Annotated in this window: 23 protein-coding genes and 1 riboswitch; of the genes, 9 read left to right on the top strand and 14 right to left on the bottom strand. The window is 64.9% G+C overall.

All coding sequences use genetic code 11. The features are described from left to right. Nucleotides 1–17: 17 nt before the first annotated feature. The 7 genes from mmsB to ACNEOT_RS17685 form a co-directional block, all read right to left on the bottom strand. Nucleotides 18–1346: a multiple monosaccharide ABC transporter permease gene (mmsB, locus tag ACNEOT_RS17715; RefSeq protein WP_415975606.1), complete on the bottom strand. Its 1329-nt coding sequence runs from the start codon at nucleotides 1344–1346 to the stop codon at nucleotides 18–20. After that, a complete protein-coding gene (gene mmsA, locus ACNEOT_RS17710; protein WP_415975605.1) occupies nucleotides 1343–2881 on the bottom strand; it encodes a multiple monosaccharide ABC transporter ATP-binding protein in 1539 nt (512 codons plus the stop codon). The genes mmsB and mmsA overlap by 4 nt, the downstream gene beginning before the upstream one ends. Before the next feature lie 8 nt (nucleotides 2882–2889). Further along, nucleotides 2890–4026 (bottom strand): multiple monosaccharide ABC transporter substrate-binding protein, encoded by a 1137-nt coding sequence (gene chvE, locus ACNEOT_RS17705; protein ID WP_415975604.1) that lies wholly within the window; start codon nucleotides 4024–4026, stop codon nucleotides 2890–2892. Between the two features lie 194 nt (nucleotides 4027–4220). Beyond that, nucleotides 4221–5024: an ABC transporter gene (locus ACNEOT_RS17700; RefSeq protein WP_415975603.1), complete on the bottom strand. Its 804-nt coding sequence runs from the start codon at nucleotides 5022–5024 to the stop codon at nucleotides 4221–4223. A gap of 32 nt (nucleotides 5025–5056) precedes the next feature. After that, on the bottom strand, nucleotides 5057–5371 hold the full coding sequence (locus ACNEOT_RS17695) for a DMT family transporter (protein ID WP_415975602.1): 315 nt from the start codon (nucleotides 5369–5371) through the stop codon (nucleotides 5057–5059). Nucleotides 5372–5385: 14 nt separating this feature from the next. Further along, nucleotides 5386–5447: riboswitch (guanidine-III (ykkC-III) riboswitch) on the bottom strand. A 34-nt stretch (nucleotides 5448–5481) separates the two neighbouring features. Continuing rightward, nucleotides 5482–6222: a TIGR03943 family putative permease subunit gene (locus tag ACNEOT_RS17690; protein ID WP_415975601.1), complete on the bottom strand. Its 741-nt coding sequence runs from the start codon at nucleotides 6220–6222 to the stop codon at nucleotides 5482–5484. Beyond that, nucleotides 6219–7223, bottom strand: coding sequence for a permease (locus tag ACNEOT_RS17685; RefSeq protein WP_415976350.1), 1005 nt, complete (start codon nucleotides 7221–7223; stop codon nucleotides 6219–6221). Before ACNEOT_RS17685 ends, ACNEOT_RS17690 begins: the two co-directional genes overlap by 4 nt. Nucleotides 7224–7305: 82 nt before the next feature. On the opposite strand from ACNEOT_RS17685, the gene ACNEOT_RS17680 reads away from it, so the two are divergent. Beyond that, entirely contained in the window at nucleotides 7306–8013 is a 708-nt protein-coding gene (locus ACNEOT_RS17680; protein ID WP_415976349.1) for a response regulator transcription factor, read from the top strand. Further along, nucleotides 8010–9425 (top strand): ATP-binding protein, encoded by a 1416-nt coding sequence (locus ACNEOT_RS17675; RefSeq protein ID WP_415975600.1) that lies wholly within the window; start codon nucleotides 8010–8012, stop codon nucleotides 9423–9425. The genes ACNEOT_RS17680 and ACNEOT_RS17675 overlap by 4 nt, the downstream gene beginning before the upstream one ends. Here ACNEOT_RS17675 and ACNEOT_RS17670 read toward each other — a convergent pair. The 3 genes from ACNEOT_RS17670 to ACNEOT_RS17660 are packed head-to-tail and all read right to left on the bottom strand — an operon-like array spanning nucleotide 9405 to nucleotide 12350. Further along, nucleotides 9405–10526 carry an AbrB family transcriptional regulator gene (locus ACNEOT_RS17670; RefSeq protein ID WP_415975598.1) on the bottom strand — a complete coding sequence of 374 codons (1122 nt, stop codon included), beginning with the start codon at nucleotides 10524–10526 and terminating at the stop codon, nucleotides 9405–9407. The two genes, ACNEOT_RS17675 and ACNEOT_RS17670, sit on opposite strands and share 21 nt — an antisense overlap. Then, complete coding sequence (locus ACNEOT_RS17665; RefSeq protein WP_415975597.1) at nucleotides 10523–10933, bottom strand: universal stress protein; 411 nt, start codon at nucleotides 10931–10933, stop codon at nucleotides 10523–10525. The genes ACNEOT_RS17670 and ACNEOT_RS17665 overlap by 4 nt, the downstream gene beginning before the upstream one ends. Nucleotides 10934–10967: 34 nt before the next feature. Further along, on the bottom strand, nucleotides 10968–12350 hold the full coding sequence (locus tag ACNEOT_RS17660; protein ID WP_415975596.1) for a CitMHS family transporter: 1383 nt from the start codon (nucleotides 12348–12350) through the stop codon (nucleotides 10968–10970). A 170-nt stretch (nucleotides 12351–12520) separates the two neighbouring features. Here ACNEOT_RS17660 and ACNEOT_RS17655 point away from each other — a divergent pair, with 170 nt between their 5' ends. Together ACNEOT_RS17655 and ACNEOT_RS17650 are read left to right on the top strand one after the other, a co-directional pair. Beyond that, nucleotides 12521–14185: an ATP-binding protein gene (locus ACNEOT_RS17655; RefSeq protein ID WP_415975594.1), complete on the top strand. Its 1665-nt coding sequence runs from the start codon at nucleotides 12521–12523 to the stop codon at nucleotides 14183–14185. Next, the gene (locus tag ACNEOT_RS17650; RefSeq protein WP_415975593.1) at nucleotides 14182–14838 is read left to right on the top strand and encodes a response regulator; all 657 of its coding nucleotides are present in this window, start codon (nucleotides 14182–14184) and stop codon (nucleotides 14836–14838) included. Before ACNEOT_RS17655 ends, ACNEOT_RS17650 begins: the two co-directional genes overlap by 4 nt. Here ACNEOT_RS17650 and ACNEOT_RS17645 read toward each other — a convergent pair. Further along, nucleotides 14821–16203: an MFS transporter gene (locus ACNEOT_RS17645; protein WP_415975592.1), complete on the bottom strand. Its 1383-nt coding sequence runs from the start codon at nucleotides 16201–16203 to the stop codon at nucleotides 14821–14823. The genes ACNEOT_RS17650 and ACNEOT_RS17645 overlap by 18 nt on opposite strands. Nucleotides 16204–16277: 74 nt before the next feature. On the opposite strand from ACNEOT_RS17645, the gene ACNEOT_RS17640 reads away from it, so the two are divergent. Beyond that, complete coding sequence (locus ACNEOT_RS17640; RefSeq protein ID WP_415975591.1) at nucleotides 16278–16802, top strand: winged helix-turn-helix transcriptional regulator; 525 nt, start codon at nucleotides 16278–16280, stop codon at nucleotides 16800–16802. Nucleotides 16803–16808: 6 nt separating this feature from the next. Here ACNEOT_RS17640 and ACNEOT_RS17635 read toward each other — a convergent pair whose 3' ends face one another. Continuing rightward, nucleotides 16809–17234, bottom strand: coding sequence for an HIT family protein (locus tag ACNEOT_RS17635; RefSeq protein WP_415975589.1), 426 nt, complete (start codon nucleotides 17232–17234; stop codon nucleotides 16809–16811). Between the two features lie 121 nt (nucleotides 17235–17355). Here ACNEOT_RS17635 and ACNEOT_RS17630 point away from each other — a divergent pair, with 121 nt between their 5' ends. From ACNEOT_RS17630 to purD, 3 genes are all read left to right on the top strand, one after another. Beyond that, a complete protein-coding gene (locus tag ACNEOT_RS17630; protein WP_415975587.1) occupies nucleotides 17356–18582 on the top strand; it encodes a glycosyltransferase in 1227 nt (408 codons plus the stop codon). Further along, the gene (locus tag ACNEOT_RS17625; protein WP_415975586.1) at nucleotides 18579–20594 is read left to right on the top strand and encodes an ArnT family glycosyltransferase; all 2016 of its coding nucleotides are present in this window, start codon (nucleotides 18579–18581) and stop codon (nucleotides 20592–20594) included. Before ACNEOT_RS17630 ends, ACNEOT_RS17625 begins: the two co-directional genes overlap by 4 nt. 75 nt (nucleotides 20595–20669) lie before the next feature. Then, the gene (purD, locus tag ACNEOT_RS17620) at nucleotides 20670–21920 is read left to right on the top strand and encodes a phosphoribosylamine--glycine ligase (RefSeq protein WP_415975585.1); all 1251 of its coding nucleotides are present in this window, start codon (nucleotides 20670–20672) and stop codon (nucleotides 21918–21920) included. Between the two features lie 67 nt (nucleotides 21921–21987). On the opposite strand, the gene ACNEOT_RS17615 is transcribed toward purD, so the two are convergent. Next, nucleotides 21988–22824 carry a DUF559 domain-containing protein gene (locus ACNEOT_RS17615; protein WP_415975583.1) on the bottom strand — a complete coding sequence of 279 codons (837 nt, stop codon included), beginning with the start codon at nucleotides 22822–22824 and terminating at the stop codon, nucleotides 21988–21990. Between the two features lie 167 nt (nucleotides 22825–22991). Between ACNEOT_RS17615 and ACNEOT_RS17610 the strand changes: the two genes are divergently transcribed. Beyond that, entirely contained in the window at nucleotides 22992–24140 is a 1149-nt protein-coding gene (locus ACNEOT_RS17610; RefSeq protein WP_415975582.1) for a pyridoxal phosphate-dependent aminotransferase, read from the top strand. Between the two features lie 65 nt (nucleotides 24141–24205). On the opposite strand, the gene ACNEOT_RS17605 is transcribed toward ACNEOT_RS17610, so the two are convergent. After that, nucleotides 24206–25237, bottom strand: coding sequence for a threonine aldolase family protein (locus ACNEOT_RS17605; RefSeq protein ID WP_415975581.1), 1032 nt, complete (start codon nucleotides 25235–25237; stop codon nucleotides 24206–24208). Nucleotides 25238–25265 lie beyond the last annotated feature (28 nt).

Below are 25265 nucleotides of genomic sequence, written 5' to 3'. Positions count from 1 at the left end.
GCCCGTGACCGAGCCGATCACGTGGGTGTGGTCACCGATCCGGTCGTGGTGGGCGCAGGCTTACCCGGCTCGGCACCGGAGAACATCTCGGCGGGCACAGGCACGCCCAGATAGCTGCTCGGAGATGCCGCTTTGTCACCCTTGCTGCCCTTTCCGCTCGCTGCTCGACGCTTGGTCCAGATATCGAAGGCGACCGCCGCGAGCAGCACCAGGCCCTTGACCAGTTGCACTCTCTCGCTGGGTGATCCGATGAGCGACATTCCGCTGTTGATCACGGCGATGATGAGTCCGCCGGTGAGGGCACCGACGATGCGTCCGACGCCGCCCTGCACTGCCGCGCCGCCGATGAAGGCCGCCGCGATTGCGTCGAGCTCGAAGCCGTTGCCCGCGGTGGGGCCTGCCTGGTTGAGTCGGCCGGCGAAGATGATTCCGGCGAGGGCCGAGAGCACGCCCATGTTCACGAAGATCCAGAAGGTGACGGGCTTGACCTTGATGCCGGACAGCGACGCGGCGTGGATGTTGCCGCCGATGGCGTAGACGTGCCGGCCGAACACCGTCTTGCCTGCGAGTGCGGAGTAGCCCATGACCAGTACGGCCAGCAGGATGAGCACGTACGGCAGGTTCTTGAAGCGAGCCAACTGGATTGCGATGGCCAGCAGGAGTCCACCGGCGAACGCCATCTTGATCAGAAACAGTGGCATCGCATCGACGGCTTGCCCGTACTTCTGCCGTCCTGTTCGAGAACGCCACTGGGTGAACACGATTGCGGCAACGGCGAGGACGGCGACGAGCAAGGTGAAGATATCTGCGCCGCCCAGAGGCCCGAGGGCGACATTGCCCATGAAGCCCGGGAGGAACCCGTTGGAGACGGTTCGTACGGGCCCGGGGAACGGTCCGATGCCCTGGTTGCCGAGGACGATGAGCGTGACTGCTCGGAAGATGAGCATGCCGGCCAGGGTCACGATGAACGCCGGAATGCCGAAGTACGCAACCCAGTAGCCCTGCCAGGCACCGATCAGGCCGCCGACGATCAGCGTGATCAGCACCGCGAGTGGCCACGGCACGTTCTGTTGAACCATGAGGACACCGGCAATGGCTCCGGTAGCCGCCACGACCGATCCGACGGACAGGTCGATATGGCCGGCGATGATGATGACGACCATGCCGATGGCCAGAATGAGAATGTACGAGTTCTGTATCACCATGTTGCTGATGTTCTGCGGCACCAGAAGCTGACCGCCGGTCAGCGCGGTGAAGAGCACGATGATCAGCGCGAAGGCGATGAAGATTCCGCTCTGTCGGAGGTTTCGCGTGAGCAGCCCCCGAACTGTCGACAGCTGGTTCATCGAAGTACTCCTGTTCCACGGGTCATGAGATGCATGAGAGATTCCTGGGTTGCGTCCTCGCGGTCGACCTCGCCGGTGATCCGGCCGGCGGACAGCGCGTAGATCCGGTCGCACAGACCGAGAAGTTCCGGAAGTTCGGACGAGATCACCAGCACGGCCTTTCCGGCGTCGGCGAGTTGGTTGATGATCGAGTAGATCTCGAATTTCGCGCCGACGTCGATTCCTCGCGTCGGTTCGTCGAGGATCAGCACATCGGGATCGCTGAAGATCCATTTGCTCAGCACGACCTTCTGCTGATTGCCACCGGAAAGTTTGCCGACCACCGCGGAGACGTTCGGTGCCTTGATGTTCATGCTCTTGCGGAAGCCCTCGGCGACTTTGTATTCCTGGTTTTCGTCGACGAAGCCTCCCGTCACCAGTTTGTCCAGCGCAGCGGCGGAGATGTTGCGCTTGATGTCGTCGATCAGGTTCAGCCCGTACCGTTTCCGGTCCTCGGTGGCGTAGGCGATGCCGTGATGGATGGCATCGTTGACGGACTTGACGCGAATTTCCTTGCCGTACTTGTAGAGACGGCCCGAGATGTCGATACCGTAGCTGCGGCCGAAGACGCTCATGGCCAACTCGGTACGTCCGGCACCCATCAATCCGGCCAGACCGACGATCTCACCGCGTCGCAGCGTGAGATTCGCCTTGTCGACGACGGTTCGTCCCTGCTGGGTGGGACTGTGCACGGTCCAGTCCTCGATGCGCAAAACCTTCTCTCCCACAGTGGATTCGTGGGGCGGAAACCGGTGCTCGAGATCGCGGCCGACCATGAGCGAGATGATGCGATCCTCGGTGACATCGGGGTCTCGCATGTCCAACGTCTGGATGCACGTGCCATCGCGAATGATCGTGGTCCGATCCGCAACGGCCTCGATCTCGTTGAGCTTGTGCGAGATGATCACACACGTGATGCCCTCGTCCCGTAGACCTCGCAGTAGGTCCAAAAGATGAGCCGAGTCCGAATCGTTCAGTGCCGCAGTGGGTTCGTCGAGAATCAGCAGGGTCACGTCCTTGGACAATGCCTTGGCGATCTCGACGAGCTGCTGCTTACCGACGCCGAGGTCGCTCACCACACTGACGGGGTTTTCCCGCAGCCCTACTCTCTTCAGTAGGGCTGCGGCCTCGGAGTTGGTTCGGTTCCAGTCGATGAACCCGCGCTTGGATCGCTCGTTACCGAGAAAGATGTTCTCGGCGATCGACAGATGCGGACTCAGCGCGAGTTCCTGATGGATGATGACGATGCCCTTGGATTCGCTGCTCCGGATGTCGGAGAACTTGCACGACTGACCGTCGAACACGATGTCCCCGTCGAAGGTGTCGTGTGGGTACACACCCGACAACACCTTCATGAGCGTCGATTTGCCTGCGCCGTTCTCGCCGCAGATCGCGTGAATTTCGCCGCGGTTCACCCAGAGATTGACACCCTGTAGCGCCTTGACGCCGGGGAATGTCTTGGTGATTCCGCGCATCTCCAAGATCGGGCTCGTCATCGTCGAACTCACTTCAACTGATCCTCGGTGTAGTAGCCACCCTCGACGAGCAGCTTCTCGTAGTTGTCCTTGTAGACGATCGCGGGCTGCAGCAGGTACGCGGGAACGACCTTCTCGCCGTTGTCGTAATCGGTGGTGTTGTTGGTCTCGGGAGTCTGACCGTTGAGCATCGCCTGAGCCATCTGGATCGTGACTTCGGCCAGCTGGCGCGTGTCCTTGTAGATGGTGGAGTACTGCTCACCGGCGATGATGGACTTGACCGACGGGACCTCGGCGTCCTGCCCGGTGACGATCGGGTAAGGCTGGCCGGCAGTTCCGTAACCGTTGCTCTTGAGTGCGGAGAGGATTCCGATCGAGATGCCGTCGTACGGCGAGAGCACGCCCTGGACCTTCTGGCCCGAGGAGTAGGTCTTGGTGAGCAGATCCTCCATGCGCTTCTGCGCGGTCGCCGGATCCCAACGCAGGGTCGCGGCCGTCTCGAAGTCCGATTCGCCGCTGCCGATCTTCAGAGTTCCCTTGTCCAGGTACGGCTTCAGAGTCTCCATTGCACCGTCGAAGAAGAAGGTGGCGTTGTTGTCGTCGGGCGAACCTCCGAAGACCTCGATATTGAGCGGGCCCGCTGGAGCGTCGGCCTTGTCGGTGCCGTCCTGATTCTTCAGTCCGAGGCCGACGAGCAACGACGTGGCCTGGTCGACGCCGACCTTGTAGTTGTCGAACGTCGCGTAGTAATCGACGTTCGGGGAGTTGCGGATGAGGCGGTCGTACGCGATGACGCCGATGCCGTTGTCCTTGGCTTCCTGCAACTGCGTGGTGATGGCAGTGCCGTCCACGGAAGCCACGATGAGAAGCTTTGCGCCCTGGGTGATCTGGTTCTCGATCTGGTTGACCTGGGTGGGGATGTCGTTCTCTGCGTACTGCAGATCGACCTTGTAGCCCTGGCCTTCGAGCGCGCTCTTGAGGTTGTCGCCATCGGCGATCCATCGAGCCGAGGACTTCGTCGGCATCGTGACGCCGATCAGAGCGCCGGCCGTGCTGCCGCCTTCGGCGGGAGCCTCGTCTGCGGTCTTGGTACTCGACCCGCACGCGCCGAGCGTGAGGGTGAGTGCCACCGCGGCCGCGGCCATGGATAGGTGTCGAAACTTCATCGTTTCTCCCTGCGTAGTGAAATGAGACCGCGGAGGTGGCCGGTCGGTGGGTCCTGTGTGCTTCGCATCACATCAAAACGAAAGTGTGAGCGATAACATCGGCAATGTCAAAGTTTTCTTTCCACAGGCCCGCTGAGCAGTGTGAGCGCTAACATGCCGCCGCGCCGGAGTACCTCGATCGTCGTGTGCGACGGTCAGTGCAGCTCGTGCACCGACTGCTTGCCACTCTTGAGCCAGCGGCCCGGGAGTCGGCCCACCAACTCGCCCAGAGGATGCACGGCGGCCGAGAGAATCTCCACGGAATCCTGCAGGATGTCGATCGAGATACTCATTCGCTCGATGTTCGGGGCCACCGAGGTCAGCGTCTCCGACAGCTTGACGAGTTGATCGAGCGGCCCGCCCTTCGCCGTCAGTCTCTCGATGGCACCGTCCTCGGCGAGAAGCGTCTCGAGGATGCCTTCCTCGGCGATAGCTCGCTCGATGAGGCCGTCCTGACGCGTCAGCACTTCCAGCGGGCCGTCCTTGGCCGTCAGTCGTTCGAGTGGTCCGTTGGTGGCGGTGATCCGATCGAGCAGACCGCCCTCGGCGAGCAATCGTTCGAGTGGTCCGTCCTCGGCGAGCAGCCGGTCCAAAGGCCCGCCGGGAGCCAGGATTCGCTCGACCGGCCCGCCCGGGGACAGCAGCCGTTCGAGGGTGCCGTCCTCGGACGTGAGGCGATCGACGACGCCACCCTGGGCGAGAAGGCGATCGAGCGGTCCGCCTTCCTTGAGTGCATTTCCCAGGGCGCGGTCGTCGGAGGTGAGCTGGCCGAGCTGGGCAAGCAGTTGCATCGTTCCGCCGCGCGGGTTGGCGAGCGAGGCGACTCCCGCGGTGCCCGACGCCCCGGTGGCCAGTGCCATCCTGGTGGTTGCCAACGCGACCTCCGCGACGCCGATCGCCTGCTCGGCGATGGCAATTCCGGCACGCGCGGGCAGTGTGATCGCTGACACCCAGTTCATGGTTTTACTGTAACTGCTCGTAGCCCGGAAAATCAGTGAAGAAACTTCAGACCCACGACGCAGCCGACGATCCCGAGCAACAGGGCAATTTTGAGCAGCGACGCCGATTCGGTCCCGGTGACCATGGCATAGGTGACAGTGAGGGTCGCGCCGATGCCCACCCAGACTGCATAGGCCGTGCCGGTGGGCAGCGATCGCATCGCAATCGCGAGGCCGATCATGCTGAGCACCACCGCAACGCCGAAGACGATGGACGGTCCGAGTTTGGTGAAGCCCTCGGACTTGCCCAGCGCGGTCGCCCACACGGCTTCGAGAACGCCGGAGACGACGAGAATGAGCCATGCCATGAGAAATCACTCCTCCAGCACCGTCTTTTCTAAGCGGGTACGGTGCCCCTCGTCCGATCGTCGGAAGTGACTTGCACGATCGTACCAATTGTCGGTCGGGCGGGACGCCGTCAATAGGCGTAGGTGTTCGCCGGCGCCTCGATTCTCTCGACCGAGGAGACCGTCATCGTGGGTGTGAACGCGGTCTTCTCGGTCGCCGTTGCAGAGTCGACGGTTCCCGATATCCGCAGCCAGGTGCCGTCCGGAATCTCGTCGAGAGCTGCGCTACCTGCGTCGAGGTGGATGCGGATGGACCGCGCGTCGGCCGCGCAGCAGATGATCAGAACGCGGGCGAGATCGAGGCCGCTCGTCGAGCCGTCGGCGCGCGGCGAGCCTCCGTGTGCAGTGGCAACAGCGAATCCGGTGACACTGATCTCCCGGCCGTCCAGGCTGCCTTCCGAATCACGAACCGCGCGTTGCACGACGTCGAGCAGGGGTACTTCGGGAACGGGCTCGTCGGGAAGCGTCGGGAATGCCGTCTTCTGCTCGGCGGATACGGCCGTGACGGGTCGATCGCCGACGGCGGAGACTCCGAGCGCGGGCGGCGCGATGAACAGGATGACCGCGACCGGGATCAAGAGCAGCCAGTACGGACGCGAATCGTGAGCGTGCCCGTCGCCCTCGCCCGCCCCACCGCGACGGATGTCGGCAACGATCGACGCCGCCGCCAAGGCAACGATCAACACCCCGGCGGCCAGCAGATATGGATGCAGCGAGGGTTTGACGTAGCGGACGAAGCTACCGTCCAGCGAGATCTTGACCATCGATCCACCGAGGAGCACCAGCAGCAGGTTCTGCACTTCACGCTTCATCGCGCTCCCACGAAGAGGTAGCCGCTCACGCACGCGCACACGATCGCCACGACGAACGTCAGCGGTGCGAAGCGGGCGACGAATCCGCGCCCGAAGCTGCCCGCCTGCATCGCCATCAACTTCACGTCGACGGCGGGCCCCACCACCAGGAAGACCAGACGCGGCAGCAGGGGCAGCATCGACATGCTTGCCGCGACGAATGCGTCGGCCTCCGAGCACAACGCCAGGATCACTGCCAGGACGGCCATCACCAGGATCGAGAGCAGCAGCTGCCCGGCGAGGTGGGCGAACACCCAGTCGGGAACCACCAGGTGCAGCATCGCGGCCGCCGCTGCCCCGAACACGAGGAAGGCTCCGGCCTGCAGCAGATCGGCACGCGCCGACTCGCGGAACGTCTCCCACCTCGAGGTGCCGTGGTCGTGTGGACGATCGGTGAGTCGCGCGGTGATCCATTCGGCCTTGCCGAATCGAGTCCACAACCAGCCCATCACCAAGGCCGTGCCGAGCGAGCCGAAGAACCGGGCGAGCACCATCGCCGGCTCGCCGGGAAAGGCAACCGCGGTGGAGACGAGGACGACGGGGTTGATCGCCGGTGCCGACAGCAGAAATGCCAATGCCGCAGACGTCGGCACCCCCTGATCCATCAGCCGACGCGAGACGGGCACTGCGCCGCACTCGCAACCGGGCAGCGCCATGCCCGCGAGTCCGCTCACCCCGACAGCGGCGGTAGCGTTTCTCGGCACCACCTTCTGCAGCAGCGTGGGTGAGACGAACGCGGCGATGCTCCCGCTCACGAGCATGCCGAGCACCAGAAACGGCGTCGCCTGGACGAAAATTCCGGTGAACACCGTGGCCCCGGTCCGCAACGCGGGAGAGCCGCCGACCCACTCGGCCAATTCGGGGCCGAACCCGATGCCCAACACGAGCAGAGTTGCGAATACGTGCATGGATGACACCGCAGGCCGAGTCCTGTTCGGGGAATCGGCCTTCGCGTCGAGCATCGCTGCCATCATGCCCCTTCCAGGGTGGCTCACAGCAACCTCACAGCGAGATCGCAGCGGACGAGCAGCTGTTCGCGCGATGATGAATACCGTGAGCAACACACCCGAGGCCAGAGTCCTGATCGTCGACGACGAACCGACGATCGTCGAGTTGCTGTCGGTCAGCCTCAGATTTCAGGGATTCGAGGTGGCGACGGCGGCGTCCGGCCCGGAGGCGCTCGACAAAGCGCGCAACTTCAGACCCGAGGCTCTGATACTCGACGTGATGATGCCCGGCATGGACGGTTTCGGTCTGCTGCGTCGGCTGCGCGCCGACGGAGTCGATGCGCCCGCTCTGTTCCTGACCGCACGAGATTCGGTGGAGGACAAGGTGACCGGCCTGACACTCGGTGCCGACGACTACGTCACCAAGCCGTTCTCCCTCGAAGAGGTGGTGGCCCGGCTCCGGGTGATCCTGCGCCGGTCGGGCAAGAGCGAGGACACACAGCCGTCCCGAGTTGCGTTCGCGGACATCGAACTCGACGACGACACCCACGAGGTATGGAAGGCGGGTGAGCCGGTCTCGCTCTCGCCCACCGAGTTCACGCTGTTGCGATACTTCATGGTCAACGCCGGAACGGTACTGAGCAAGCCGAGAATTTTGGACCACGTGTGGCACTACGACTTCGGCGGAGAAGTAGGAGTGGTGGAGTCGTACGTGTCGTATCTGCGGCGCAAGGTCGATACCGGTGACACGCGCTTGATCCACACACTGCGGGGCGTCGGTTACGTCATGCGACAGCCACGGTGACGGCCGTTCGAGCTCGGCTTCGGAGTCTGCCACTGCGTTTCACCCTGGTCGCGGCGCTGCTGCTTCTGGTCGGGCTCGGCCTGTTTGCGTCGGGAGTGGCAGTGACCTCGTCCCTCGAGACGTCGCTGATGCGGCGCCTGGACAGTCAACTGATCGAAGCATCCCAGGGGTGGGCGAAGCCAGGCGGCGATCGACCGTTCCCACCCATCGACGAACCCAATCCCGGTCGTCCGCCGTCCAACTTCTACGTGCGATCTGTCGCCGTCGACGGGACCGTCCGTGGCCCGATCAACGATGTGGCCGAGAGCGTTCCGGACCTGTCGAGTCCACCGTCCGCGATTCCCGAGACCGTCGGTTCCGAGGGCGACCCGGCGACGCAGTGGCGCGTGATGACGGTGACCAACAGTGAAGGATCCACCACGGTCGGGATGCCGCTCGGTCCCAATCAGCAGACCGTCAACAGGCTCGTGGTTCTCCAGTTCTACATCGGCGCAGCCGTATTGCTGGCTCTGGGCGTGATGGCCTACTTCGTGGTTCGGCGCAGTCTGCGTCCACTACGCGAGGTGGAGACGACGGCTGCCGCCATCGCTGCCGGGGATCTGCACCGCCGGGTTCCCGAATGGAGTGAGAAGACCGAAGTCGGCCGATTGTCGGCGGCCCTCAACGGAATGCTCTCGCAGATTCAGCGCGCCTTCGCCGCAACCGCGGCCTCGGAGGAGGCGGCGCGAGCGTCCGAGGATCGGATGCGCCGCTTCGTCGCCGACGCCAGTCACGAATTGCGGACGCCGCTGACGACGATCCGCGGGTTCGCCGAGCTGTACCGACAGGGCGCGATGAGTGACATCGCTCTGCTGATGAACCGTATCGAGGGCGAGTCGGCGCGCATGGGCCTGCTCGTCGAAGATCTGCTCATGCTCGCCCGCCTCGACGCTCAACGGCCACTCGAGGTGCGCCGCGTCGACCTGCTCACCATCGCCGCCGACGCCGTGCACGACGCCAAAGCGGTCTCACCCCGGCGCGACATCTCGCTGAAAGTGTTGGCAGGACCGGGAATTCCCGAGGTCGACGGTGACGACGCTCGGCTGCGTCAGGTGCTCGCGAACCTCGTCGGAAACGCGGTTCGGCACACACCCGAATCCGCGGCGATCACCGTGTGCGTCGGGACGACAGAGTCTTCGGTGCTACTCGAAGTGCAGGACACCGGTCCTGGGCTCAGCGTGGAGGAATCGGCGCACGTCTTCGAGCGCTTCTATCGAGCCGACTCCTCCCGGACCAGGGAGAGCGGCGGCAGCGGGCTCGGCCTGTCGATCGTTGCGGCCCTGGTGGCCGCTCACAAGGGAACCGTCGACGTGCGGAGTACGCCGGGGAAGGGCGCAACCTTTCGAGTCGAATTACCCCGCGCCGACGGTTGATTCGCGTTCCGCCCTGATCCTCTTGCGTTCGGCGAGCTTGGTGTACGCGGCGGCGGCCAGCGGCGCGGCGACGAGCATCGACACCAGTCGGATCACCTGAACGCAGGCGACGAAGGTGACGTCGGATCCCGTCGTCGCAGACACCGCGAGCACAGCCGCCAGTCCGCCGGGCGTGGTCGCGAGGTAACCGGTGAGCATGCTGACCCCGGTGATGGCCGAGAGTGCCCAACCGAACCCGGCGCAGATCAGTCCGATCGAGAGAACCAGCAGTGCCGCCCATGGGAAGATTCGTCCGATGGCCCGGAGGCTGGCAATCGTGAAGGCAAGTCCCGCTTGCCATCCGATGACGATGAACGCCAACGGCAGCAGTACCTCCGGGACGGAGATGTCGACGGGCCAGCCGAGCAGCTCGCATGCGCCCGCGACGATCAGTGGTCCGAGTGTGGCCGGTGCCGGCAGTCTGATCAGGCGAGCGAGCACGATTCCGGCGACAATTGCTCCGAGAAGGAATGCGGTGCCGACGAACCACGGCGTCGTCGACAATTCTTCTGTTGCAGCTCCACCGCCGGTGTCGGTATGGAAGGCGAAGGTGACGATCAACGGCATCGTGACCACCACGAGTGCGACGCGCAGGTATTGCACCACTGCGACGATTCGCTCGTCACCGCCGAGTTCGCGAGCGATGGACACCAGACCCGTTGCACCGCCGGCAATCAGGGACAGCGCGCCGGTCACCGGATCGACGTCGCGATGCAGAGCGAGCAGTGCGCCGCAGCCGGCGCTGACGATCAGCGTCGCCACGCCGACGAGAACGGCGGGGATCCAATTCTCGCCCAATGCGCCGAGCGTTTCGGTGTCGAGCATCAGCCCGATCGTCACCGCCAGCGTTCCCTGCGCCGCCATCGATGCCGGGCGGGGGACGGCCGCGGGGCCGAGGCCTGTCAGTGCGAAGACGACGGCAACGACGAGAGCGGCGAACAACGATGGTGCCGTCAGACCGAGGGATTCGAAAAGGGCCCAGCCCCCGACGGATACGGCCGCGAGGCCGATCCATCGGAGGCTGTGCCCCGCCACCAGGGTCATGCGGTTCGAAGCTCTCACGCTCCGGACTTGACCAGCAGAACGGGGACGGGGATCTCGAGCAGCAAACGCTGAATGGTCTGTCCCATCAGGAATTTACCGACGGCCGAGCGGTGACGCGAGCCGACGACCAGGATCTCGGACTTCTGCTCCTCGACCAACGTCAGCAGGGTGTTGACGGCATCGGGATCGGGCCTGCCCACCGCCACGGTCCAGGAGATGGAGTCGGCGTGCTCGATGTCGGCCAGAGCGGTGTCCACCGACGTGGACACGGCCTGCGTCTCGGCTGCTTCGGCGGAGGGCTCGGCCGATCCCGAGAGTGCGTGCAGGACGACGAGATCCGTCTCGCGGATGCGAGATTCTCGAACCGCGGCCGCCAATGCTGCGCGGCCCTCGGGTGAATTGTTGTGCAGTACGCCAACAGTCATGACAGTTACTCCTACGCGAGGTGTGGGTGGGGGATCAGCCGAACGGGATCTGGCCGAGGACGATGCCGACGGCCAGCATCGCGAGGGAGACGACCACCGCGCGCCACAGCACCTTCTTGTGGTGATCGGCCAACGACACACCGGCGAGCGTGACCAAGAGCAGGATGGCCGGAACCAATGGGCTCTGCAGGTGGACGGGCTGACCGGTGATCGAGGCGCGGGCCATCTCGACCGGGTCGATGCCGTACTTCTCGGCGGTCTCGGTGAGCACCGGGAGGATGCCGAAGTAGAACGCGTCGTTGGTCATGAAGAACGTCAGCGGAATGCTCAGGATGCCGGTGATGACGGCCAGGTACGGGCCCATGCCGGGCGGGATGACGTTGAGCAGCCACTCGGCCATGGCCTCGACCATGCCGGTGCCCTGGAAGACACCCGTCAGAATTGCAGCGGCGAGCACCATGGCGACCACGGAGACGATGGAGGACGAGTGCCGTGCGATCGCGTCGCCCTGCTCCTTGACCTTGGGGAAGTTGACCGTCAGTGCGATGGAGGCAGCGATCATGAACAGCACCGGGATGGGCAGGATGTCCATGACGAGGATGACGAGGAGGACGATCGTCAGCGCAGCGTTGAACCACAGCAGCTTGGGGCGCAGCGTGTCTCGATTGGGGTCCAGGCCGTCGAAGAACTGACCCGATTCTCCCTCGTCCGATCCGCCGGTGCCCGATCCGCCGGAACCCTTGCCGCCCTTACGGATACTTCCGCCGCCGCCGGACGCCACCAGCTCGGGCTCGTAGATCAGCTTGCCGATGCGTCGACGCTCCATGATGCCGAGGTGAACAGCGAAGAGCAGCACGATGATCAGACCGACGATCATCGAGGGAACCATCGGAACGAAGACGTCGGACGGAGAGATTCCGAGAGCAGATGCGGCGCGAACCGTCGGGCCGCCCCACGGGATGATGTTCATCGTGCCGTTGGCGAGACCGGCGACGACCGTCAGAATCACCGGGCTGACACCGAGTTTGAGGTAGAGCGGCAGCAGTGCGGACGTGACGATGATGAACGTCGTCGAGCCGTCGCCGTCGAGTGAAACGACCATGGCCAGAATGGCAGTTCCGACAACCAGTTTCATCGGGTCGTTGCGCACCAGGCGCAGAATGCCTCGCACCAGTGGATCGAACAGTCCGACGTCGATCATGATTCCGAAGAAGATGATGGCGAAGAACAGCAGAGCTGCGGTGGGGGCCAGCGACTTGATGCCGTCGGTGATCATGTCACCGATGCCGAGCCCCGCGCCGGCCAGCAGGCCGAAGATGACGGGTACGAGGGTGAGTGCGACGACGGGCGTGGCTCTCTTGGTCAGGATCAAGAACATGAAGGCGGCTACCATGAGGAAGCCGAGTATCACCAACATCGTGCACTCCTTCTCGAAATGTGTGAGGTGGGTCCGGTTGGACCACGTGTTGTGACTGAAGTTACGTAACCGGCGTCACATGATCGCTGTTGTGCGCACTACCCGCGCAAGCAACGTAAAGAGCCTTTTGCGCATTGTGCTCGAGCCTGCCCCGCGCATAGCCTTGTTGGATGCGATTGAGGACCCAGGTGCTGTTGTTGCAGGCAGCGCTGGTCGCGGTGGCCCTGGCAGTGGCGTTCGGGGTGTTCGCGATCAGTAGTGGCAGGCAGGCCAGCGAGGAGTACGGCGAGCGTGCGCTCGCCATCGCGCGGACGGTGGCGTCGGATCCGGAGGTGCGCTCGCTCGTCGAGCAGTTCTCCGCAGCAGACACCGCGGGCACCGATGCCGCGCCTGCCGGAGTGTTGGCGGGTGGCGCTCTGCAGCGTGCGGGTGAGGGTGCCCGAGATCGCACCGATGCGTTGTTCGTCGTCATCACCGACGATCGGGGTCTGCGGCTGGCGCACCCCGATCCGACAGTGCTGGGGCAGCGAGTGAGTACCGATCCGTCGGGCGCGTTGGCGGGCAACGAGGTGGTCGAGCAGGAACGCGGCACGCTCGGGGACTCGGTTCGCGCGAAAGTGCCTGTGCTGGCTCTCGGTTCGACCGATGTGGTGGTCGGCGAAGTGAGTGTCGGCATTTCGACGACGGCGGTGCGCGGCGAGCTGGTGAAGGATCTTGTCAACGGCGGGTTGGTGACCGGTGCCGTGTTGTTGCTCGGACTGGCCGGCTCGACCCTGTTGGCGCGCAGGTGGAAGCGACTGACGCTGGGGCTCGAACCGGAGGAACTCGCCGAACTGGTCCGTGAGCAGGAGGCCGTGTTGCACGGTATCGGCGAGGGAGTGGTCGCCACCGACCCGGACGGCGTCGTCACGGTCGTCAACGACGAGGCGCGTGCGTTGCTCTCGATCGACGGCAAGCCGGGGATGCGCGTGGAGAACATCGGTCTGACTCCACGGCTGCTCGAGGTCGTCCGATCCGCCACGGCCGATCCGGTGCTCGCGACCGTGGACGACGTCGTCGTGATCGCGTCGGCCCGAAAAGTGCTGCGCGACAATCTCGATCTGGGTACGGTGCTGACCGTGCGCGATCGAACGGACGTGGAGACACTGACCCGTCAGCTCGATGCGGTTCGATCGATGTCTGCGGTGTTGCGCGCCCAGCGGCACGAGTTCGCCAACCGAATGCATCTGGTCAGCGGATTGCTGCACGAGGGTCACCCCGATCGAGCGTCGCAGTACATCGACGAAATTCTGGGCGTGGGACCGAGATCGGAATCGGTCGAAGGGATGGACGCAGTGTCCGACGCCTACCTGCGCTCCTTTCTCGCCGCCAAGGCCGCGCACGCCCGCGAAAGTGGCGTGCGCCTGGTGCTGGGGGAGAACACCTGGGTCGGTGGTGAACTGGCCGGACCGGTGGACGTCACCACCGTGCTGGGCAACCTCGTAGACAATGCGATCGACGCGGCTCGGGTCGGGGCGCGCCGACCCGCCGAGGTGGAAGTGGAACTGGTGCAGGAGAATTCGACCTTGCACATCGTGGTCGTCGATTCGGGCGACGGCGTCGAGTTGGCACCCGAGCAGGTCTTCGTGGAGGGGGTCTCGACCAAGTCGACGGCAGACGCGCCCGGAGGACGAGGAGTGGGATTGGCGCTGAGTCGGCAGATCGCGCGTACTCACGGCGGTGACGTGACGTTGGCCGATGTAGGTGGGCAAGTCACGGTGGACAACGAACGCGGAGGCGCGGTGTTCATCGCCTCCATTCCCGACGCACTACTGATTCAGGAGTTGACGCAATGAGGGTTCTCGTCGTGGACGACGACTTCAGGGTCGCGGATCTGCATGCGGTGCTGGTGAATTCGCTCGATCGGTACGAGGTTGCCGCCGTGGCGACCAGCATCGCCCAGGCTCGCGAATTGGCGTCGACGCAGTCGTTCGATCTGGCGCTGGTCGATGTCTATCTGCCCGACGGCTCGGGAATCGACCTGGTACGCGAATTGCACTGCGACGCAGTGGTGCTCTCTGCCGCGGCGGATCAACACACGGTGCGTTCGGCGATCGCCGCGGGTGCCTGGACGTATCTGATCAAGCCGTTTCCCCGTTCGGCACTGATCGACCGGCTCACCGGATACCTGACGTACCGCGGCGCTCTGGACCGTACGGACGAGCTGAGCCAGGTCGACATCGACAGCGGACTCGACGCGTTGCGCCCGCGCGCTGCGGCACCGCTGCCGTCCTCGCAGTCCGTCACCCGCGATCTGGTGCTCGACGCGGTGCGCACCACGGCCGAGCCGATGTCTGCGGGTGAAGTTGCCGCTGCCATAGGGATTTCGAGAGCGACGGCGCAGCGCTACCTGGCAACCCTGGTGTCGAAGGGGCGGCTTCGTATGCAGCTGCGCTACGGGTCGACCGGAAGACCGGAGCAGGAGTACTCGCTACCGCCGGGAGCGTGAGGCGGCCACGACAACGGCTCCGATCACGGATATCGCCGCGGTGACCAGAGCTGCAGTGTTCCAACCCGCCGTCAACGCCGTCGCACCGTGATCGCTTGCCGGTACGGCGACCACAGCAACGACGGTGACACCCACTGCGGATCCCACGTAGCGCGCGGTGTTGTTGGCCCCGCTGCCCATGCCGCCGCGACCGGCGGGCACGCTGGCCACGGCCTCGCGTCCGAGAGCGGCGTTGAGCACCCCGCTGGCAATTCCTGCCACGAGCAGCCCGGGCAGCAGGCGCGGCCAGGATGCGGTCTCGGACAATCCCGTGAGCATCAACATGCCGATCGCGACGCCCACCAGACCGATGGCGAGTTGCGTCCTACCGCTCACGGACGCGGGGAGTCGGCGTGCCAGCAATGCCGTGACAACGGAAGTGGCGGACCACCCGAACAGCAGTAGCGCGGCACCGAGCGCGTCGATTCCGAGTACGGTTCCGACAAACCCCGGCATGTACGACATCAACGCGATGATCCCGCCACCGGTGGCCAGCGCGGCAACCGTGGCGGCGAGAAACGGTGGGTGCCGGAAGAGCGTGAGATCGAGCATCGCTGTTGCACTGCGCAATTCGAGGATCACGAACGCAGCCAACAACAGGACCGCCAGAACGAAGAGAACGATCGGGGTAACGGCCGTCCAGCCCTGCCTGCCCTCGACCAACGCGGCCAGCAGTGCGCCGATCCCCGTCGCCAACAGCAGGGCACCGATCGGATCGAGGCCGCGCGGGGCGTCGGACCTGGATTCTTCGACGAGCCGGTGCGCGGCGACGGCCAGAGCCACCGTGGCGACGGCGAGAACTACGTACGCCTCACGCCAACTCGCCACGCGATCCAGCGCAGCGGCCAACAGTGGGCCGAGGGCAATGCCGGCTCCCACGCTCGCACCCCAGACTCCGCTGGCCTTGGCGCGCACAGGGCCGGCCGGGTGGGTGTGCGCGATGATGCCCAGGCTCGATGCGATGACGGCCGCGCCGCCGAGTCCTTGCAGAATGCGCGCCAGCACGAAGATCAGCGTGTTCGGGGAGACAGCGCAGACGATCGCGCCGACGGCGAGCACTGCGGCCCCGAGTGCGAAGGTGCGGCGGCGTCCGAAGTCGTCGGCCACGGTGCCGGTGGTGAGCAGGGCTGCGGCGAGTCCGATGCTCATCGAGCTGAGAATCCAGGTGCGGCCCGCTGTATCCGACATCAGATCGGCCGCGGTGCTGTTGATCGTCGCGAGCGGTGCGGTGAACGCCATCAGGGTCAGCAGAGTGCCGAGCGCTGCGATGGTCAATGCGCGGGTGCTGTTCGTGGTGCTGGTGGTCGAGGGTGCAGTGTCGGTCATCGTCGTCCTTGTGGTCTGGTGATCGAACTGTAAACGCGCAACTTGGTTCGGTCAACAGACTGTACTATCGCGCCATGGCACTCGGAACCGACTACGCCCGCCAGGATTGCTCCTTGGCCCGTGCCCTCGAACTCGTCGGGGAGCGGTGGACCATGCTCATCGTTCGCGACTGCTTCTTCGGCGTCCGGCGATTCGGCGACTTCCAGGTCCACCTCGACATCTCCAAAGCGGTCTTGGCTCAACGACTCGGCGCGCTGGTCGACGCCGGGCTGCTCGAACGACGAGCCCGGGCCTTCGAGGGCGGGCACGACGACTATGTTCCGACGGCCGCCCTCGAAGGGCTGTGGCCCGCGGTCTTCGCCCTGAGTTACTGGGGTGAGGAACAGACCGCGAAACCCGCAGGGAAGCGTCGAAAATTCCTGCACGCGCCCTGTGGAACCGACCTCGGACCACTGGGGATGTGCCCCGAATGCGGCGTTGCGCCAGGGCCGCACGACATCGACACCGACATCGGCCCGGGCTACGACCCCCACACCCGATCCGACGAGGTGTCGATGCACCTGCGAACGCGTCGACGACTGTTGACGCCGCTGCGCTGAGCGCCGTCAGTTCGGCACGTATGCCTCGTATCCGAGATTGCGCAACGCCGTCCGCAGCTTCGCCGCGGCCTCGTCCTGGGACTCCGCGGAGGGATTTGGATCGGCACCGGAGATGTCGAAGTTGCCCATATCGTAGGCCGGGAACACGTGCAGATGAAGGTGCGGCACCTCGAGCCCGGCAATCAGCAGTCCGGCGCGAGGCGCATCGAATGCAGTCCGGACGGCCTGGCCGATCACGCGCGCGACGGCCGTGACCTTGCCGAACGCGGCACCGTCGACGTCCTGCCACTGGTCGATTTCCTCGCGCGGAACCACCAGCGTGTGCCCCTGCGTGACCGGTGCGATCGTCAGAAATGCGACCACGTCGTCGTCCTGCCAGACGAACCGTCCCGGAATCTCGCCGGCGATGATCTTGCTGAAAATGGAAGCCATGGGAACAGGATGCCCTACCGGCCGGCCCCGTGGTCACTCCGCAGGCTCCGCTCCTGTCCTCCCAGCACATTGCCAGACTGGTCCCAGGCTGGGCGCAGGTCCAGGGCCGACTCTTGTCCCCATGACAACGAATTCCCTCGCACGAGCAGCAGGCCAGCGGCCCGGCTCGAACGCCACGGCCACGCTCGAGGTGGTCATCCCGGTCTACAACGAAGAGGCAGACCTCGAACAGTGCATTCGTCGTCTCCACGAGCATCTCGAGCACCGGATCCCATTTCCGTCGCGAATCACGATCGCCGACAACGCCAGTACCGACGGCACCCTCGCCGTCGCGCAACGGCTCGCGGACGAGATCGACGGAGTGCAGGTCCATCACCTGGACGAGAAGGGTCGCGGGCGCGCGCTCAAAGCGGTGTGGCTCGCGTCCGACGCCGATGTGGTGGCCTACATGGACGTCGATCTCTCCACCGACCTCAATGCCCTGATGCCGCTGATCGCACCGCTGATGTCCGGTCACTCGGACCTCGCCATCGGATCTCGACTGAGCCGATCGTCTCGGGTGGTCCGCGGTGCGAAACGTGAATTCATCTCGCGCAGTTACAATCTCATCCTGCGTACCTCACTGCGTGCACGTTTCTCCGATGCACAGTGTGGCTTCAAGGCAATGCGTACCGACGTCGCCCGGCAACTGCTGCCGCTGGTCGAGGACACCGGATGGTTCTTCGACACCGAATTGCTCGTAATCGCAGAGAAAGTCGGCCTGCGTATCCACGAGGTACCCGTCGACTGGGTCGACGACCCCAACAGCAGCGTCAACATCGTCGATACCGCCGTCAAGGACCTGCAGGGGTGCTGGCGCGTCGGCCGGGCCCTGGCCACCGGTGTGCTGCCGGTCGCCGAACTGCGTCGAAGCTTGGGGCGGGAGCCGCTCGTGCCCGGTGTGCCGCACGGAATGATCAGCCAGATGGTGCGATTCGGCATCATCGGCATCGCCAGTACCGTCGCCTACGCGCTGCTGTACCTCGTTCTGCACTCGTTGATCGGTGCGCAGGCCGCCAACTTCTTCGGACTGTTGATCACCGCAGTGCTCAACACTGCCGCCAACCGCGCCTTCACCTTCGGCGTCCGAGGATCGGAGGGAGCGGGCAAGCATCAACTGCAGGGATTGGCGATCTTCGGTTTCGCTCTGCTCGTCACCAGCGGATCTCTTGCCGTGCTGCATGCCTGGGTGCCCGACGTGTCTCGACACGTCGAGCTGGCCGTCCTCATCGTCGCCAATCTCGTTGCCACCGTGTGCCGATTCGTCGCACTGCGGTGGGTCTTCCGTAGTGCGGAGCAGGCGCGGTGACCGCCCTGATCGAACGCCCCGCCGCGGACGCGCCGTCCACCCCTGAGACCTCCCCGCGGTTGGAGTGGATCGGATTGGTCGTTCTGCTGGTCGGCACCGGCGTCGCCTACATCTGGGGACTCGGCGCGTCCGGCTGGGCCAACTCGTTCTATTCCGCTGCGATACAGGCGGGTTCGGTGTCGTGGAAGGCCTTCTTCTTCGGTTCCTCCGATGCCGCCAACTCGATCACCGTCGACAAGCCCCCGATGTCGCTGTGGCTGATGTCGTTGTCGGTGCGCATCTTCGGACTCGATACCTGGGCGATGCTCGTGCCCCAGGCTCTGCTCGGCGTGGCCTCGGTGGCCCTGCTGCGCGCCACCGTCAAGCGCCGCTTCGGTGGTGCGGCCGGTCTGCTCGCCGGACTGATACTGGCTCTGACTCCCGTTGCCGCACTGATGTTCCGGTTCAACAATCCCGACGCGTTGCTCGTGCTGCTGATGATCGCATCGGTGTGGGCTTTGCTGCGAGGCGTCGAGACCGGAAAGACCAAGTGGCTGTTGATCACCGGCATGTTCGTCGGATTCGGCTTCCTCACCAAGCAACTTCAGGTGATGCTCGTCGTACCGCCCCTGGCGCTGACCTATCTGATCGCCGGGCCGCCGAAGTTTCTCACCCGACTATGGCAGCTGTTCGGAGCACTGGGCGCGATGATCGTCTCGGCCGGATGGTGGCTGCTGATCGTCGAATTCTGGCCGGCATCCTCGCGGCCGTGGGTCGGTGGTTCGCAGAACAATTCGATCCTCGAACTCACGCTCGGCTACAACGGATTGGGCCGGCTCAGCGGTGACGAGACCGGAAGCGTCACCCCCGGACGGGGTATGGGTGGGGACGTCGCGGGTGGTATGCCCGGCGGCATCTGGGGAGAGACCGGCATTCTCCGCATGTTCGACGCGTCCCAGGGCGGCCAGATCGCCTGGCTCATCCCGGCTGCGCTGATCCTGCTCGTGGTCGGACTCGTGTTGCGCGGCAGGGCTCCTCGGGTCGACGTGCAGCGCGCGTCGTTGATCGTGTGGGGTCTGTGGCTGCTCGTCACCGGTCTGACGTTCAGCTTCATGGCGGGAATCTTCCACTCGTACTACACCGTTGCGCTCTCACCTGCGGTGGCTGCTCTCGTCGGGATCGGCAGCGTGGTGCTGTGGCGTCGACGCGAGAGGTACTGGGTGCGCATTGCCATGGCTCTCGCGGTGGCGTCGACCGTGGCGATGTCGTGGGTGTTGCTGCGCCGCAGTGAGAGTTTCGTGCCGTGGCTGAAGTGGGCGATTCTCGTCGTCGGAGTTCTCGCGGTCGTCGCGCTGCTGATCCCGGCGCTGACTCGCGGTCGGCTGGCGGCAGCGTCGATCCTGGTGGTGATGTTCGCCGGACTGGCCGGCCCGACGGCCTACGCGGTCGACACGATCGATACCCCGCACACCGGATCCATCGTCTCGGCCGGGCCCAATACCGGGATGCGCGGATTCGGCGGCATGGGTGAGGGCCGACGAGGTCAAGGCGGGATGCCGGGCGGGATGCCGGGTGGGATGCAATTGCCGGCCGGTGTCCAGATGCCTGCCGGGATGCAGATACCGGCAGGGTTCCCGGGTCAGGACGGGGCTCCCGGCACCGAGATGGGCGGGGGTATGGGTGGTCTGCTCGAAGGCAGCACGCCGACCGCCGCGATCACCGAGATGCTCGAGCAGAACGCCGACTCGTACACCTGGGTGGCAGCGGCCATCGGAGCCAACACCGCGGCGGGCTACCAATTGGCCACCGAGGACCCCGTCATGCCCATCGGCGGGTTCAACGGCACCGATCCGTCGCCGACCCTCGCCGAATTCCAGCAGTACGTCGCCGACGGGCAGATCCACTACTTCATCGGAGGCGGCGGCATGCCGGGCCGGGAGTCGGGTACCTCGTCCGAGATTTCGGACTGGGTTGCCGAGAACTTCACCGCGACCACCGTCGACAACGTGACGTTCTACGACCTCACCCGGTAGACGACCACCACGAAAGAGCCCCGCATCGTGACAGGTGCGGGGCGCTTTCGCGTCGAGCAGATAGTCTGATCCACTGTGCGCGTACTCGTCATAGGTTCCGGTGCTCGTGAGCACGCCCTTCTACTTGCGTTGAATGCCGATCCGTCGGTCGAGCAGCTCTACGTTGCTCCCGGCAACGCAGGCACCGCGAAGATCGCCGAGCAGCACGCTGTCGACGTGGCCTCCGGTGAGGCGGTGACCGCGCTCGCGAAGAAGGTCGACGCCGATCTGGTCGTCATCGGACCCGAGGTGCCGCTGGTCCTCGGCGTGGCCGACGCACTCCGCGAGGCGGGGATCGCCACGTTCGGCCCGTCCGCCGACGCCGCGCGTATCGAAGGGTCCAAGGCGTTCGCCAAGGACGTCATGGCAGCGGCCGGAGTGCGGACCGCGCACAGTGAGATCGTCGACTCGCCCGCCCTGCTCGACGCAGCCCTCGACCGTTTCGGCCCCAACTGGGTGGTCAAGGACGACGGTCTGGCCGCAGGTAAGGGCGTCGTCGTCACCACCGACCGCCTCGTCGCCCGCGATCACGCCGCCGAACTCCTCGAGAACGGCCACCCGGTGCTGCTCGAATCATTCCTCGACGGCCCCGAAGTCTCCCTCTTCTGCCTCGTCGACGGCGAGACCGTGGTGCCGCTGCTGCCCGCCCAGGACCACAAACGCGTCGGCGACGGAGACACCGGACCCAACACCGGCGGCATGGGTGCGTACACCCCGCTGCCGTGGCTGCCCGAGGGCGCAGTCGAGGAGATCGTCCGCGACGTCGTGGAACCCGTTGCCGCCGAGATGGTGAAGCGCGGCGTGCCGTTCTCCGGCTTGCTGTACGCCGGTCTCGCGATGGGTGCAGACGGTCCTGCCGTGGTCGAATTCAACTGTCGCTTCGGCGATCCCGAGACCCAGGCGGTGCTGGCGCTGCTCGACACCCCAATCGGTGCGGTCCTGAACGCGACGGCCACCGGCACATTGGCGTCACTGCCGCCGCTGCGCTGGAAGGACGGCGCGGCGGTCACCGTCGTCATCGCCGCCGAGAACTACCCCGGTCGCCCGCGCACCGGCGACGAGATCATCGGCTCCGAGGGCGCAGGCGTTCTGCACGCAGGCACTGCGGTCAAGGGTGGAGTGGTCGTGTCTGCGGGCGGACGCGTACTGAGCGTGGTCGGCACCGGATTCGACCTCACCGCCGCCCGCGACGACGCCTACTCCCGTATCGCGGGAATCCGATTGCCGGGCAGCCATTTCCGCACCGACATCGGTTTGGCGGCAGTGGAGGGTCGTATCTCACTGTAGGTGACCTCAGCGCCCACTATTCGTGCTGAAACACCTTTTCCCGATTGTGGCAGCGAATTGTGGGCGCTCAGGTCAGTGCCTTCCGGCGTCGACGCACCGTATCGATGATCTGGTCCACCACGTACGCGAGGTTGCTCATCACCATCGCTGCCGAATAACGCAGAACCAACCAACCGTCGAGCTGCAGAGAGTTCTGCCGAACTCGATCGTTGGTGAACACGTTGGACTCTGTGTGGAACTCGCGGCCGTCGATCTCCACGATCACCCGTGATCTCCGGTCCATCAGGTCTGCAAAGTACCGGCCCACCTCGGCGTTGATTTCCAAGTGGTAGCCCCGCGCCGTGAGTGCGCGCGCCACTATTCGCTCCGGCTCGGACAAGGTGCGTGGACAACACACGCGTAGTTGTTTTCTCACCGCTGCAATCCCGGCCATCCCCGCAGACTTCTCACACTGCAGCGCAACCGCCCGCCAGCTGACCTTGTGCGTGAGTGCGGCGTCGAAGAATCGCTCCAGTGCAGTCCTGGGCAACATGGCTGCAGCGTCGATGATGCACTGTTCGATCGTCACAACGGGAAGCAGATCGACGTAGCTGGACTCGATCAGGGTTCGGCGGTATTGGCGAACCCACGGCGGGCCAGCCCGTTTCGTCGAGCGAGCGATCGTGAAATGAACCTGCTCCGGTTCGTGGTCGAGCAGGGTCCACCACCACGCAGCCGTCAGGTGACTGAGCACGGCTTTCGGTTGCCACAACGTGACCGCGGCGCACCGGTCGCGGAAATCGGGCTCGCCGGTGCAGTAGATGGCAGGCAGTATCCGCGTCAACTTTCCGGTCTTGGTGCGGTAGGTGATAGCTCCTCTGGTCAGTCCCGAATCGAGTAGTTGTTGTTGCGTGTATACGGTCATTCGCACAGCCTTGCGTCGAAATATTCGCCGCGGGAGAGAGATTCGCGAATTGTGGATAGCCTTGATTCCTGTGGATAACCGACCTCAGGTCACACTTTGCGAAGGCTCCGACGGTATGCCGTGTGGTAGTGCGAATTGTGGGCGGTGAGGTCAGTAGTGTCGAGCCAATGCACAGTGAATCGCAGCGATCGAAGGTCGAGCCGTTTCATGTGATGGATGTGTTCGCTGCGGCGGCCGAGCGGGCACGCACTCACGGTGACGTGCTTTCTCTCGCTGCCGGTCAGCCGTCCACCCGTGCGCCCGAGCCCGTGTTGCGTGCAACCCGCGAGGCCTTGGATGCGCATCTGCTGGGATACACCGAGACGTTGGGGATTCTCCCGCTGCGGCAGACGATTGCCGAGTATCACAGCGCGCGATACGGCATTACGGTCGGAGCCGACGACGTGGTGATCACCACCGGATCGTCGGGCGCGTTCACGTTGCTGTTCCTCGCTGCGTTCGACGCCGGGGATACCGTCGTCATGGCGAGGCCTGGATATCCGGCGTATCGAAACACGTTGGCGGCGTTGGGCTGCCGCGTCGTCGAACTCGATTGTCTGGAGAGCACGCGGTTTCAGCCGACCGTTGCCATGCTCGAGGAACTGCCCGAGCCGCCCGCCGGGCTCATCATCGCGAGCCCCGCCAACCCCACCGGAACGATCATCGACCCCGACGAGCTGGCCGCCATTGCGCGCTGGTGCGACGAGCACGGAACTCTGCTGATCTCGGACGAGATCTACCACGGCATCGCCTACGGAGACGCGCGCACGTCGAGCGCCTGGGAAACGTCGAAGGAATCGGTCGCCATCGGATCGGTGTCGAAGTACTTCTCGATGACAGGATGGCGGTTGGGCTGGATGCTGCTGCCCGCTCGATTGCGCAGAGCCGTCGAACGATTGGCCTCGAACATGACCGTCTGTCCGCCTGCAATTTCGCAGGTGGCGGCCATCGCGGCGTTCAGCGAACTATCGCGCCGAGAGCTGGACTCACACGTCGAGCGCTACGCCGTCAATCGCCGCATTCTGCTCGACGGTCTGCCGGCCATGGGTATCACCGATCTCGCACCGGCCGACGGTGCCTTCTACGTGTACGCCGACATCGCGCACCTGACGGACGACTCGCGGAGTTGGTGTGCGCGAGTGCTTTCCGAGACCGGAGTTGCATTGGCACCGGGTGTCGACTTCGACACTGTGCGCGGCAATCACACCGTGCGATTTTCGTTCGCGGGCACCACGTCCGACGTCGAAGAAGCGTTGGAGCGACTACGTCGCAGGTGAGTGTTTCTTCGTAGCAGGCTACGAGGCAGGAGTGGAGCCTGCGGAACGACACGAAGGCGCTGCGTTCACGTGCGGCGCAGCCGCTCCAGTACCTCGTTGATGTCGGCGGCGGACACGTCGCGATGCGTCACGAAGCGCACCTTGCCGGCGACGGTGACGGCAGCGATGCCCAGATCGGCCAGCTCGGTCACTGTCCGTACGGGATCGGCGACAGCGGCGAGCACGATGTTCGTGTGCGGTTCTGCGACCTCCCAGCCCTGCTCACGCAGTCCACGGGCGAGGGTCGACGCGTTGGCGTGATCGGCGGCCAGATCACCGATGCGATCCAACGCCACGAGCCCGGCGGCAGCGAGGACGCCACCTTGACGGACGCCGCCGCCCAACATCTTTCGGACACGTCGGGCCTCGTGAATTCGTGCGGCATCGGAGACCAGCATCGAACCGACGGGTGCGCCGAGGCCCTTGCTCAGGCACACCTGCACCGTGTCGGCACCGACGGCCAACGAAGCGATCGGAACACCGAGCGCGACAGCGGCATTCCACAACCGCGCACCGTCGAGATGGATCTTCAACCCCGAGTCACGTCCTGCCGCAACCAATTCCGACCACTCGTCCGGACCGAACACGCTACCGCCGGCGAAGTTGTGGGTGTTCTCGAGCGAGAGCAGCGTCGTCCGTAAGGCGAAATACGGACCGGCACCGCCGGCTTTTGCGCGCACCGTCGACGCGAGGGGACGGCCGGGGCCGCCGTCGTGGGGGAGCGCGTCGGGCATCCCGCCTGCCAGCCAGGCGGCAGTACCGAGCTCGGATCCCAGTACGTGTGCATGCTCGGGTGCCAGGAATCGATCGCCGCGCTGCAGATGCAGCATGAGCGCGATGATGTTGCCCATCGAACCCGACGGGACCCACAGTGCCGACTCGAATCCGAGCATGCCTGCCACAGCTTCTTCCAGGGCTGCCATCGTCGGGTCGTGATCGAGGACGTCGTCGCCCACCTCGGCGTCCGCCATTGCTTTTCGCATGACCGAATCGGGTCGGGTGATGGTGTCCGAGCGTAGGTCGATCGTTGGATGTGCCACGAACACTGACAATTCCATAGCGCGAAAGCAGTCCGACGAACGGCCT

Origin of the sequence: Rhodococcus sp. 077-4, from assembly GCF_047782425.1 — a bacterium.
Classification (GTDB): Bacteria; Actinomycetota; Actinomycetes; order Mycobacteriales; family Mycobacteriaceae; genus Rhodococcoides.
This window is presented reverse-complemented; position numbering and strand designations above follow the sequence as displayed.

Excerpts from the sequence above, each read along its gene's own strand:
- mmsB (WP_415975606.1), bottom strand. The coding sequence starts at position 1,346 with ATGAACCAGCTGTCGACAGTTCGGGGGCTGCTCACGCGAAACCTCCGA.
- mmsA (WP_415975605.1), bottom strand. The coding sequence starts at position 2,881 with ATGACGAGCCCGATCTTGGAGATGCGCGGAATCACCAAGACATTCCCC.
- chvE (WP_415975604.1), bottom strand. The coding sequence starts at position 4,026 with ATGAAGTTTCGACACCTATCCATGGCCGCGGCCGCGGTGGCACTCACC.
- ACNEOT_RS17700 (WP_415975603.1), bottom strand. The coding sequence starts at position 5,024 with ATGAACTGGGTGTCAGCGATCACACTGCCCGCGCGTGCCGGAATTGCC.
- ACNEOT_RS17695 (WP_415975602.1), bottom strand. The coding sequence starts at position 5,371 with ATGGCATGGCTCATTCTCGTCGTCTCCGGCGTTCTCGAAGCCGTGTGG.
- ACNEOT_RS17690 (WP_415975601.1), bottom strand. The coding sequence starts at position 6,222 with ATGAAGCGTGAAGTGCAGAACCTGCTGCTGGTGCTCCTCGGTGGATCG.
- ACNEOT_RS17685 (WP_415976350.1), bottom strand. The coding sequence starts at position 7,223 with ATGCTCGACGCGAAGGCCGATTCCCCGAACAGGACTCGGCCTGCGGTG.
- ACNEOT_RS17680 (WP_415976349.1), top strand. The coding sequence starts at position 7,306 with ATGAATACCGTGAGCAACACACCCGAGGCCAGAGTCCTGATCGTCGAC.
- ACNEOT_RS17665 (WP_415975597.1), bottom strand. The coding sequence starts at position 10,933 with ATGACTGTTGGCGTACTGCACAACAATTCACCCGAGGGCCGCGCAGCA.
- ACNEOT_RS17660 (WP_415975596.1), bottom strand. The coding sequence starts at position 12,350 with ATGTTGGTGATACTCGGCTTCCTCATGGTAGCCGCCTTCATGTTCTTG.
- ACNEOT_RS17655 (WP_415975594.1), top strand. The coding sequence starts at position 12,521 with ATGCGATTGAGGACCCAGGTGCTGTTGTTGCAGGCAGCGCTGGTCGCG.
- ACNEOT_RS17650 (WP_415975593.1), top strand. The coding sequence starts at position 14,182 with ATGAGGGTTCTCGTCGTGGACGACGACTTCAGGGTCGCGGATCTGCAT.
- ACNEOT_RS17645 (WP_415975592.1), bottom strand. The coding sequence starts at position 16,203 with ATGACCGACACTGCACCCTCGACCACCAGCACCACGAACAGCACCCGC.
- ACNEOT_RS17640 (WP_415975591.1), top strand. The coding sequence starts at position 16,278 with ATGGCACTCGGAACCGACTACGCCCGCCAGGATTGCTCCTTGGCCCGT.
- ACNEOT_RS17635 (WP_415975589.1), bottom strand. The coding sequence starts at position 17,234 with ATGGCTTCCATTTTCAGCAAGATCATCGCCGGCGAGATTCCGGGACGG.
- ACNEOT_RS17630 (WP_415975587.1), top strand. The coding sequence starts at position 17,356 with ATGACAACGAATTCCCTCGCACGAGCAGCAGGCCAGCGGCCCGGCTCG.
- ACNEOT_RS17615 (WP_415975583.1), bottom strand. The coding sequence starts at position 22,824 with ATGACCGTATACACGCAACAACAACTACTCGATTCGGGACTGACCAGA.
- ACNEOT_RS17610 (WP_415975582.1), top strand. The coding sequence starts at position 22,992 with ATGCACAGTGAATCGCAGCGATCGAAGGTCGAGCCGTTTCATGTGATG.
- ACNEOT_RS17605 (WP_415975581.1), bottom strand. The coding sequence starts at position 25,237 with ATGGAATTGTCAGTGTTCGTGGCACATCCAACGATCGACCTACGCTCG.